Source organism: Microbacterium sp. GXS0129 (genome assembly GCF_044769785.1).
Classification (GTDB): domain Bacteria; phylum Actinomycetota; class Actinomycetes; order Actinomycetales; family Microbacteriaceae; genus Microbacterium; species Microbacterium nymphoidis.
In genome coordinates this window covers 755,159-766,582 of record NZ_JBIZVZ010000002.1, presented here as the reverse complement: position 1 = coordinate 766,582, position 11,424 = coordinate 755,159, and the positions used below count along the sequence as shown (strand labels likewise).

Here is an 11,424-nt window from a genome sequence, read left to right as displayed (position 1 = left end):
CGTGAACACCATGACGGAGGATCCCTCGCCCCTCATCGGACTCGTGCTGCGCCCGGTGCGCTCGCAGATGACCTTCGAGTCGTGCGTCGAGCAGCTCGGATCCGCGATCCAGCTCGGGATCCTCCGTCCGGGTGATCGTCTTCCTTCGGAGCGCGACCTTGCGGCCCGGCTCGACGTCTCCCGCGCCACGCTACGCGAGGCGATCAGCGCGCTTCGTGCCGCGGGACTCGTGTCCACGCGTCGCGGACGCGGCGGCGGGACCGTGGTGGAGAGCCGGCCCAGCCCGGCGGCGCCGGATGCGCTCAGCCGGGCGGAACTGGAAGCCGAGCTCACCGACGTGATCGTGCTGCGCTCGGTGGTGGAGCCGGGGGCCGCAGCCGCCGGCGCCTCGCGCGACCTGTCTGCACCGGAGCGGGAACTGCTGCTGCGCAGTCTCGCCGATGTCGAACAGACCCACGAGCCCGCCGACTACCGCCAGGCGGACGCCCGCTTGCACCTCGCGATCGCCACCGCATCGGGCTCGCCGACCCTTGCCGCTTCCTGCGGCGAGACGCTGATCCGCGTGCACCGGCTGCTCGCGCGCATCCCGTTCCTGCAGCCCAACATCCACCACTCCGACGAGCAGCATCGCGGCGTGATCCAGGCGATCCTGGACCGCGACCCCGACACGGCCAGCGCCGTGATGCGCGAGCACTGCGAGGCGACGGCCGCGCTGCTTCGCGGCCTGGTCACCTGACCCCTCGTCCTCAGAACATCCCTCACATCACGTAAGATCCGAGGTCTCCTTCATGACAAGCGCAACCCGCAACGACCGAATGCTCACCGCCGAGCAGCTCCGCTCCGCCATCAGCGATGGCACGATCGACACCGTCCTGCTCGCCTTCACCGACATGCAGGGGCGCCTGCAGGGCAAGTTCATCCACGGCGAGTTCTTCATCGAGAGCGTGCTGGGACACGGCACGGAGGGGTGCAACTACCTGCTCACCGTGGACGTGGAGATGAACACGGTCGACGGCTACGACCTGACCAGCTGGGAGAAGGGATACGGCGACATGATGTTCGTGCTGGATCTCGACACCATCCGGTTGCTGCCCAACCGCGAAGGCACGGCGATGATCCAGTGCGATCTCACCCTCGCCGACGGCAGCCCCGTCGAAGTGTCGCCGCGCCAGATCCTTCGCCGTCAGATCGAGCGGGCGGCACAGCTCGGGTTCACCGCGTTCGCGGGCACGGAGCTGGAGTTCGTGATGTTCCAGACCTCCTTCGAACAGGGCTGGAACAACGGGTATCGCGACCTCGTGCCGATGAACCAGTACAACGTGGACTACTCCGTGCTGGGTTCGCTCCTGGTGGAGCCCCTGCTGCGCGAGATCCGCCGGGTCACCTATGCGGCGGGGATGAACGTGGAATCGGCGAAGGGGGAGTGCAACCTCGGCCAGCACGAGATCGCCTTCAAGTACGCCGAAGTCATGACCACGGCGGACAACCACTCCGTCTACAAGACCATCGCGAAGGACGTGGTGCGCTCGGCGGGCGGATCCATCACCTTCATGGCAAAGCCCAACCAGCGCGAGGGCAACTCCTGCCACATCCACATGTCGCTGCGGGGCGCGGAGGACGGAGCGCTCGTGTTCTGGGACGAAGCCACCCATTCGCGCACGAAGCTGTACGACCACTTCATTGCCGGGGTGCTCGCCACCATGCGCGAGTTCACTCTGCTCTATGCGCCGAACATCAACTCCTACAAGCGATTCGCGCTCGGCTCCTTCGCCCCGACGGCCATCGCCTGGGGCATGGACAACCGCACGTGCGCGGTCCGGCTCGTGGGCGAAGGAGCGAGCGCGCGGATGGAGAACCGGCTGCCGGGTGGTGATGTGAACCCCTACCTCGCCCTGGCCGCGATGCTCGCCGGCGGTCTGTACGGCATCGAGAACGAGCTGGAACTCGAGCCCGAGCTCGTCGGCAACGCCTACTCATCGGATGCGCCCGTGGTGCCGAAGACGCTGGCGGAGGCGCGGGAGGAGTGGGCGGGATCCGCTCTCGCTGCCGCGGCGTTCGGCGAGGACGTCGTTCGCCACTACACGAATTACGCTGACGTGGAGATCGCTGCCTTCGATGCGGCGGTCACCGACTGGGAACTCCGCCGCGGTTTCGAAAGGCTCTGACTCATGCGCATCCCCGCATCCCCCTTCCACGGCGGCGGCGAGTCCGCCGTGATCAATCCCGCGACCGGGCAGGCGATCGGCTCGGTCGGCCTGGCGGATCTCGCCGAGACAGACGCCGCCATCGAGCGCGCGCACGCCGCCTTCCCCGCGTGGCGGGCGATCGCCCCCGGCGAGCGGGCGCGGCTGCTTCGCGAGTTCGCCGCCGCGATCGACGCGCACGTGGATGAGCTGGCCGCTCTGGAGGTCGCGAACTCCGGTCACACCATCGGCAACGCGGTGTGGGAGGCCGAGAACGTCCGCAACGTCCTGACGTACTACTCGGCCGCGCCGGAGCGCCACTTTGGGCTGCAGATCCCGGTGCCGGGAGGCGTCGACGTCACGTTCCACGAGCCGCTGGGCGTGGTCGGCGTGATCGTCCCGTGGAACTTCCCCATGCCGATCGCAGGCTGGGGATTCGCCCCCGCGCTCGCAGCCGGCAACACGGTCGTGCTCAAGCCCGCGGAACTCACCCCACTGACGGCCATGCGGATCGGCGAGCTGGCGCGCGATGCGGGCCTTCCCGACGGCGTGTTCACGGTGATCCCGGGAAAGGGCCGCGTGGTGGGCGAGCGGTTCGTGACGAATCCGCTGGTGCGCAAGGTCTGCTTCACCGGTTCCACCGACGTGGGCAAGGGCATCATGCGCGGCTGCGCCGACCAGGTCAAGCGCGTCACGCTGGAGCTCGGCGGCAAGAGCGCGAACATCGTGTTCGAGGACGCCGACCTCGAGCTCGCGGCCGCGACGGCTCCGGGCAGCGCATTCGACAACGCTGGTCAGGACTGCTGCGCGCGCTCGCGGATCCTCGTGCAGGAGAGCGTGTACGAGCGGTTCCTCGAGCTGCTGCGTCCGGCAGTGGCCGACTTCCGGGTGACGGATCCGAACGACGATGCGGCGCAGATGGGTCCGCTTATCTCGGCACACCAGAAGGCGAGCGTTGAGGCCTATCTGGCTGATGCCGACATCGCGTTCTCGGGTCAGCGCGGCACCGACGGCGACGGCTTCTGGGTGGCACCGAGCGTGGTGCTGCCGCGGACACTGACGGATCCGGTGTGGACGCAGGAGATCTTCGGCCCCGTGGTGGCGGTCATGCCGTTCCGGGACGAGGCGGATGCGATCGCCAAGGCCAACGACACGGAGTACGGCCTCAGCGGCTCGATCTTCACCCGTGACCTCGGACGGGGGCTGCGGATGGCGCGCGCCGTCGACTCCGGAAACCTCTCCATCAACTCGCACTCGTCGGTGCGGTACTGGACGCCGTTCGGCGGTTTCAAGCAGTCGGGGCTGGGCCGTGAGCTCGGCCCGGATGCGCCGAACTCGTTCAGTGAGGTGAAGAACGTCTTCATCTCCACCGACTCCTGACTCCTCGACAAACAGACTTCACACCCTCGCAACACGAAAGGCATCACATGGGAAAGCTCGACGGGAAGGTCGCCGTCATTACCGGCGGCGCCAGCGGAATCGGCCTCGCCACGGCGCGGAAGTTCGCCGCGGAAGGGGCGACCGTCGTCATCGGGGACCTGCCCTCCAGCAACGGCGTCGCGGTGGCGGAGGAGCTCGGTGGCGCGTTCGCGCCGGTCGATGTGACCAACGCCGAACAGGTGGAGGCGATGTTCGCCCTCGCGAAGGAGAAGTACGGCCGGATCGATGTGGCGTTCAACAACGCCGGAATCTCGCCGGCCTCCGACGACTCGATCCTCAAGACGGGCATCGAGGCATGGGATCTGGTGCAGAACGTCAATCTCACCAGCGTCTACCTCTGCTGCAAGGCCGTGATCCCGTACATGCTGGAACAGGGCGGCGGCTCCATCATCAACACGGCGTCGTTCGTCGCGCTGATGGGGGCGGCGACCTCCCAGATCTCCTACACCGCCTCCAAGGGCGGAGTGCTCGCGATGACCCGCGAACTCGGCGTCCAGTTCGCGGGGAAGGGCATCCGCGTCAACGCGCTGTGCCCCGGGCCGGTGAACACGCCGCTGCTGCAGGAGCTCTTCGCGAAGGACCCCGAGCGCGCCGCGCGTCGCCTCATCCACATCCCGATGGGACGTTTCGCGGAGCCGGAGGAGATCGCCAACGCGGTGGCGTTCCTGGGAAGCGACGAGTCCAGCTTCATCACCGCGACCGAGTTCCTCGTGGACGGCGGCCTGTCCCACGCCTACGTGACCCCGCTGGAGAGCGACTTTGAGTGAACGCATCCCGGTGATCGGCATCACCACCTACCGCCAGAGCGCGACGTGGGGGACCTGGCCCGGTGTGAACGCCGACCTCCTGCCCGCGACGTATGCCCGCGCGGTCGAAGAGGCCGGCGGCGCGCCCGTGCTGCTTCCGCCGGTGGCGGACGCCGAGAAGGCGGCCGCGGTGGCGGACCGGCTGGACGCGATCATCATCGCGGGCGGTGCCGATGTCTCGCCCCATCGCTACGGGCAGGAGCCGGATCCCACCGTCACGGTCTGGTACGACGATCGGGATGCCTCCGAGCTCGCCTACCTCGCCGCCGCGGATGACGGGGACCTGCCCGTGCTCGGCATCTGCCGTGGCATGCAGCTGATGGCCGTTGCCGCGGGGGGGACGCTGATCCAGCATCTGCCGGATGCGGGCGGGGACGCCGTGCACTCCGGGAGCGACGGCGTGTACGGCCACGTCGCGGTGACGGTTGACAGCGGTACGCGAACCGGGCAGATCCTCGGCGAGCGCGCCGAAGTGGAATGTCATCACCACCAGGGGATCGGCGAGCATCCCGGATTCGTGGTCACCGCCAGCGGTGAGGACGGCATCCCGCACGCGATGGAGCGTCCGGGCGACCGGTTCGTGGTGGGCGTGCAGTGGCATCCGGAGGAGGGTGCGGACCGCGAGCTCTTCGCCGCACTGGTCGCGGCGGCACGGGCGCGCATGCGCTGACACCGCCGCACGTCTCACCCAGAATCAGGGGCGAGTCAGGGGAGTCCCTGACTCGCCCTTCTTGGTGCGCTTCCTAGGCTGGAGACACCCGGACGGATGTCTCCAGCGAAGAGTTTGAGACTTTATCCCTCCGAACGGACATACCTGTACAGCATCTGCATATCCATCCCGCGATGGATGCCGCCGTCGCGCAGCTTTGGATAGCCTGTGCGGACCAGGCGGCCTCGGGCCCGAAAAGGGGAGAAGAACATGAACGTAGCGAAGACGCTGTTGGTTGTGACGGCGGCGGGCGCTCTGCTCGCCGGGATCACCGGTTGCACCAGCGGAGGCTCCGGCGAGGCGCTCTCCCCGGAAGACGCCTGGAAGAACTCCCCGCTGTCGCAGTACATGAACGCCGGCTACGACTTCGACGCATCGCCCGAGGAGCAGCAGGCCGAGTCGGACAAGAAGCAGAAGAAGGTGGAGGAGCTCGTCGCCGAGTGCATGGCGAAGGAGGGCTTCGAGTACCAGCCCGTGGACTACTCCTCGCAGCCCGGCGTTGTCGGCGGAAGCGACGTCGAGTGGGAGCCTGACAAGAAGGAGTGGGTCGCGCAGTACGGGTACGGCGTGTTCAACAACCCCTACCCGTCGGAGCCCGAGGAGCCCACCGACGGCAACACCTGGGTGGATCCCAACCAGGAGTATGTCGAGTCCCTCACCGAGAGCGAGCGCACGTCGTACTACGAAGTCCTCTACGGTCCGCAGCCGACCGAGGAGGAGATGAACGATCCCGAGTTCCAGTGGGACAACTCCAACAGCTGTCAGGGCAAGGCGCAGGAGGAGGTCTGGGGCGAGCAGAACATCGGGCAGACCGATGAGTTCCAGCCGCTGATGGACGCCGTCAGCAAGTTCTACGACCAGTTCTACGGCGAGGGTGCCAAGCCCACGGAAGCCGACAAGGCCTGGGCCGATTGCTTCGCTGAGGCCGGCTACAGCGGCTTTGACCGCCAGAGCGCGGTGATCCAGAGCTTCTACGAGCGCAGCAACAAGTTCTGGGAGGACGCGAACGCGTCGATGTCCGCATCCGGCACGGAGACCGCGGATCCGGCGGACTACGTGGACCCGACGAAGTCCCCGGAGTGGAAGCAGGCCGCCGAGGAGGAGATCGAGACCGCGCTCGCCGACCTGGAATGCCGCCAGAAGACCGACTACGCCAAGAAGCAGCAGGACCTGGTGTTCGCCGCGGAGCAGAAGTTCGTCGATGAGCACAAGGCTGAGCTCGAGGCGTACAAGACCGCGATGGAGCAGGCCGCGGAGAAGGCCAAGTGATCGGACGACGCGGACGGGGCAAGAACGAGGGAACCGAGGGGAGCGGCACGCAGCCAGACCAGGCGCCCGACCAGGGCGGCACCGGTGACGGCGTCTCGTCCGGGGACGATGCGGTCTCGCCCGCGGCCCCCGAGGTCGCGGATCCTGCCGGCGCACCGGAGACGGGCGCCACGGAGACGTTCGGGTACGTCGCGGGGTCCGCGGCAGATCCCGATACCGACACGCCGACCGCGGCAGTGGACCCGGATGCCGACGCCACCGCCGATGCGGCCGCGACGGACGGCTTCGAGACCATCCTCGGTGCTCCGCTGCCGGACGAGGAGGTCGAGGCGAAGCCCGACACCTCTCGCGTGAAGGGGTGGAAGCGGGTCTTCCGCGGCAACCGGATGCTCTGGATCACGGTGGTGATCGCGATCCTGTCGCTGGTGGCGGGACTTGCGGTCCAGCGGTTCATCATCTCTCCGGCCGAGGCCGCCGCCGACAAGAAGCCGGATGCTCCGGGCCTGGTGACGGCTCCCGTGGAGTTCGGCGAGTTGAGCAACGACGTGACGATCCGCGCGGATGTGGCCTACGCGGACGCCGTCGACGTGAGCATCGACGCGTCTGATGTCAGCGGCGCCGCCATCGTGACCGGCCGTGTTCCTGCCGTCGGTGACACGCTGGACAAGCTCTCGGTGGCGATGGAAGTGGCCGGCCGGCCCGTCATCGTGCTCCCGGGTGACCTGCCCTCGTACCGCACGCTGCGCATCGGCGTGAACGGCCCGGACGTGGTTCAGCTGAAGCAGGCGCTGCAGGCCGTGGGCATCGACGGCGGCGACCCCGCCGACGCCTCGTTCACGCAGCAGACCGCTGACGCTGTCGCGGCGCTGTACACCGCAGCGGGGTACGCCGCCCCGACGGGGGACGAGGCGGCCAACACGGCGTACAAGTCCGCTCAGGAGAGCGTGACCGCGGCCGAGCAGGGGCTGGCGCAGGCTCAGGCGGAACTCAACAAGGCTGGGGAGGGCCCCTCCCAGGTGCAGATTCTTCAGGCCAACCAACAGGTTCACGACGCTGAGGTCGCTCTTGCGGAGGCACGCAGGACCAAAGGCGATGTCGACAGTGCGCAGTACCTCCTCGACATCGCGATTGCGCAACGTGAAGAGATGTGGGCCGGTGTCAACACCGACGCTCAGCAGGGTGCCGTGGATGCGGCGCAGGAGCAGCTCAGCCGCGCCTACGCGGACCTGGAGACCGCCCGCCAGGGCGTGCAGGCTTCGCTCCCGTCGAGCGAGGTGCTGTTCCTCACCGACCTCCCGCGTCGCGTGGACGATGTGAAGGTGAAGCGCGGCAGCAAGCTCGAGGGTGCGGCGCTCAGCGTGTCGGGTGCCACGGTGCGTCTCAACGGCTCCGCCGCGGTCGCCGACGCGAAGCTGCTCGCCGTCGGAACCGCCGGTACGTTCGCGCTGCCGGATGGCACGCAGATCAACGCCAAGATCAGTGCGATCGATCAGGGCAAGGCGGATGCGCAGCGCTGGAGCATCCAGCTGGACCCCGAGGGGCTGACCCCGGAGCAGCTGGCCAGCGTGCAGGGAACGAACGTCCGCGTGACCATTCCGGTCGGAGCCACCGAGGGCGAGGTGCTCTCCGTCCCGCTCGCCGCGCTCACCGCGGGTGCCGGCGGTGAATCTCGCATCGAGGTTGTCGACGGCGATCCGCGTGAGGGGGAATCGGCCAAGACGCACCTCGTCGAGGTGAAGCTGGGTCTGTCCGCCGGTGGATTCGTGGAAGTCACTCCCACCGAGGGCAAACTCGAAGAGGGTGACCTGGTGGTGATCGGCGAATGACCACCGTCATCGGCACGCCCGTGTCGGCGGGAGCCTCGTGACCGTCCCGCTCGTGCAACTGCGTGACCTCACCCGCTCCTTTCCGGGGCCGCCGGAAGTGCAAGCCCTGAAGGGCGTGAACTTCACCGTGGGCGAGGGTGAGTACGTCTCGATCATCGGTCCGTCGGGATCCGGGAAGTCCACGATGCTGAACCTGCTGGGCCTGCTCGACCGGCCCACTGTGGGGGAGTACCTCCTCGCGGGAACCAGCACCTCCACGCTGGGTGAGGACGAGCGCGCCGCCGTGCGCGCACGCCTCATCGGGTTCGTCTTCCAGGCGTTCCACCTCATGCCGCGCCGGTCGGTGCTCGACAACGTGCTGATGCCGATGCAATACAACGGCATTCCGCGCGCCGAGCGCGAGCAGCGTGCCCGCGACGCCCTGGAGCGCGTGGGGCTGGGGCACCGGCTCGACTTCCTGCCCCCCTCGCTGTCCGGTGGCGAGCGCCAGCGCGTGGCCGTGGCCCGCGCGGTGGCGGGGAGCCCGCGGATGCTGCTGGCCGATGAGCCGACCGGAAACCTGGACCAGAAGACGACGGGGGAGGTGATGAGCCTGTTCGAGGAGCTGAACGCCGATGGGCTCACGCTCGTGCTCATCACGCACGACGACAACGTCGCCCGTCGTGCCCATCGCCGTGTGCGCATCGCCGACGGCCGCCTGACCGAGGTGGCCTGATGGCGCGCGCTCCTCGCCGCGAGGGCGGTACCCGGTCGAAGTGGCGCAACCCCTTCCGTCGTCGTTCGAAGACCGCTCTGGAGGAGGCGACGGACGCTGTGGATGCGCAGTCCGCACCCACCGGGGTCGCCGCGCTCCTGCGGCCTGTGCCGCATGCCGACCGTTTCACGATGCAGGACCTGGTCGCCGAAGCAACTGCGGACATCGGTGCGCGGCCCGGCCGGCTCATCATGACGACCCTGGGAACGGTGCTGGGCATCGGCGCGCTGGTCGCCACGATCGGATTCGCAGAGACCACGGCTGGCCAGATCGCGAGCCAGTTCGACGCGGTCGCCCAGACCACGGTGCAGGTGACGCCCGCCAAGGCGCGCACCGGAGGGGAGACCACTGCCGCGGCGGGTCGTATCCCCTGGGATGCACCGGAACGGGTGATGACACTGGTCGGGGTGGAGGGTGCCGCGCTCATCAGCGACGTGAACCTCGGCTCGGAGCCGATCACGGCGGTTCCCATCGTGGACCCGTCGGCACCGCAGAAGGCACCGCCGAGTCTCGTCGCCGCGTCCGGCGACGTGCTGGCAACCCTGCATGCGACCATCACCAGCGGGCGGATGTTCGATGCCGGTCATGATCAGCGGGCGGACCGGGTCGCGGTGCTCGGAGCGGGCGCGGCGGAGAGCCTCGGTGTGCTTCGCATCGACCGTCAGCCGGCGATCTTCATCTCCGGGATTCCGTACGCCGTCATCGGCATCGTGGACGATTTCCAGCGCCGATCCGATCTCCGCGATGCGGTGATCATCCCCTCACAGTCCGCATCGGCGGATTTCCGCCTCGGTGCGCCGAGCGAACTGCAGATCCGCATCGCCGTGGGCGCGGGTCAGCAGGTGGCGAAGCAGGCTCCGCTGGTGCTGGCCCCGAATGCGCCCGAGACGCTGGAGGCCGCTGCGCCGCCGTCGCGCTCGTCGCTGGCCAGCAACGTGCAGGCCGACGTGAACTTCGTCTTCCTGATCCTCGGTGGCATCGTGCTGTTGGCCGGTGCGCTCGGCATCGCCAACGTCACGCTGCTGAACGTGATGGAGCGCGTGGGGGAGATCGGTCTTCGCCGGGCGGTGGGTGCGACGAGGCGGCAGATCGCCACGCAGTTCATGGTGGAGTCGGTGATCATCGGCCTGCTGGGCGGATTGATCGGTGCGAGCGTCGGCGTGTTCGCCATCGTCATCGTCTCGCTGACGCAGGGATGGACACCGGTGGTGCAGCCCTGGGTCGCCATCGGCGGCGCACTGCTGGGCGCCGTCGTCGGATGGCTCGCCGGGGCGTACCCCGCCGGTCGCGCGGCGCGGATCGAACCCGTCGCTGCCCTGCGCGGATCCTGACCGGTGTGCGCCGGTCCTCTGGGGCCGGCGCACACCCTCGTCTTCGGGCGAAGCGGATGTCTCGCCGCGCGGCGCGGTACGAAAGCGGCGGGGAGAGCGCCGCTAGACTTTCCTGAGCGCGATTCAGGCGTGAGTACGGGAGATTCGGTGGCGAACAAGGCGATGACGGGCAAGAGCCAGCAGAACGGCGATGTGCCGATGGGGCCCACGGGGCGTCCCTATCACGGCTTCCCGACTCCTCCCAAGCTGGACCAGCACGGTCCCGCCCGCATCATCGCCCTGTGCAACCAGAAGGGGGGCGTCGGCAAGACGACCACCACCATCAGCCTGGCGGCCGCTCTCGCTGGATACGGCCGCAAAGTGCTGGTCGTGGACTTCGACCCCCAGGGCGCGCTGTCGGCGGGTCTCGGCGTCCCGACGCACGACATCCCCACCATCTACGACCTGCTGTTGGATCCGAAGCGCGACGCACATGATGTGATCACCGCGACGCAGGTCGAGAACCTCGACCTGATGCCGGCGAACATCGACCTGTCGGCCGCGGAGGTGCACCTCGTCAACGAGGTGGCGCGTGAGACGATCCTGTCGCGCGTGCTGCGCCAGGTCTCCCGCGAGTACGACGTGATCCTGGTGGACTGCCAGCCGTCGCTCGGTCTGCTGACCGTGAACGCGCTGACCGCGAGCCACGGCGTGCTCATCCCGCTGGAGTGCGAGTTCTTCGCGCTGCGCGGTGTCGCGCTGCTCATCGAGACCATCGACAAGGTGCGCGACCGCCTGAACCCCGACATCAAGCTCGACGGCGTGCTGGCGACGATGTACGACCCGCGCACGCTGCACTCGCGCGAGGTTCTCGAGCGTGTGGTGGAGGCGTTCGGAGACGATGTGCTGGAGACGGTCATCGGCCGCACGGTGAAGTTCCCGGATGCGTCGGTGGCGGGCATGCCCATCACCGAGTTCGCGCCGGAGCATCCGGCGGCGCAGGCATACCTCCGACTGGCGCGTGAGCTGGTCGATCGTGGCGCCGTCGCCTGAGCACGGTGAGCTCGCCACCTCGGAGGAGGTGGCTGCGGCCGTTCGGGCTGCGCACACGGCGGAGGTGACGGAGG

General features: G+C 68.4%; 10 protein-coding genes. All 10 read left to right on the top strand.

What is annotated here, in order from left to right; all coding sequences use genetic code 11:
• Positions 1 to 10: 10 nt before the first annotated feature.
• A complete protein-coding gene (locus ACIQJ5_RS10065; protein ID WP_231092129.1) occupies positions 11 to 736 on the top strand; it encodes a FadR/GntR family transcriptional regulator in 726 nt (241 codons plus the stop codon).
• A gap of 52 nt (positions 737 to 788) precedes the next feature.
• A complete protein-coding gene (locus ACIQJ5_RS10060; RefSeq protein WP_402843365.1) occupies positions 789 to 2,165 on the top strand; it encodes a glutamine synthetase family protein in 1,377 nt (458 codons plus the stop codon).
• A 3-nt stretch (positions 2,166 to 2,168) separates the two neighbouring features.
• Entirely contained in the window at positions 2,169 to 3,563 is a 1,395-nt protein-coding gene (locus ACIQJ5_RS10055; RefSeq protein ID WP_231091911.1) for an aldehyde dehydrogenase, read from the top strand.
• 47 nt (positions 3,564 to 3,610) lie between these two features.
• Entirely contained in the window at positions 3,611 to 4,390 is a 780-nt protein-coding gene (locus tag ACIQJ5_RS10050; protein ID WP_231091912.1) for a 3-oxoacyl-ACP reductase, read from the top strand.
• Positions 4,383 to 5,099 (top strand): gamma-glutamyl-gamma-aminobutyrate hydrolase family protein, encoded by a 717-nt coding sequence (locus tag ACIQJ5_RS10045; protein ID WP_231091913.1) that lies wholly within the window; start codon positions 4,383 to 4,385, stop codon positions 5,097 to 5,099. Before ACIQJ5_RS10050 ends, ACIQJ5_RS10045 begins: the two co-directional genes overlap by 8 nt.
• Before the next feature lie 249 nt (positions 5,100 to 5,348).
• The gene (locus tag ACIQJ5_RS10040; RefSeq protein WP_231091914.1) at positions 5,349 to 6,407 is read left to right on the top strand and encodes a hypothetical protein; all 1,059 of its coding nucleotides are present in this window, start codon (positions 5,349 to 5,351) and stop codon (positions 6,405 to 6,407) included.
• Entirely contained in the window at positions 6,404 to 8,233 is a 1,830-nt protein-coding gene (locus tag ACIQJ5_RS10035; protein WP_402843359.1) for a hypothetical protein, read from the top strand. Before ACIQJ5_RS10040 ends, ACIQJ5_RS10035 begins: the two co-directional genes overlap by 4 nt.
• A 37-nt stretch (positions 8,234 to 8,270) precedes the next feature.
• On the top strand, positions 8,271 to 8,948 hold the full coding sequence (locus ACIQJ5_RS10030; RefSeq protein WP_231091916.1) for an ABC transporter ATP-binding protein: 678 nt from the start codon (positions 8,271 to 8,273) through the stop codon (positions 8,946 to 8,948).
• A complete protein-coding gene (locus tag ACIQJ5_RS10025; RefSeq protein WP_308070900.1) occupies positions 8,948 to 10,318 on the top strand; it encodes an ABC transporter permease in 1,371 nt (456 codons plus the stop codon). Before ACIQJ5_RS10030 ends, ACIQJ5_RS10025 begins: the two co-directional genes overlap by 1 nt.
• 162 nt (positions 10,319 to 10,480) lie before the next feature.
• Positions 10,481 to 11,350 (top strand): ParA family protein, encoded by an 870-nt coding sequence (locus tag ACIQJ5_RS10020; protein ID WP_231092131.1) that lies wholly within the window; start codon positions 10,481 to 10,483, stop codon positions 11,348 to 11,350.
• The last annotated feature ends 74 nt before the right edge of the window (positions 11,351 to 11,424 follow it).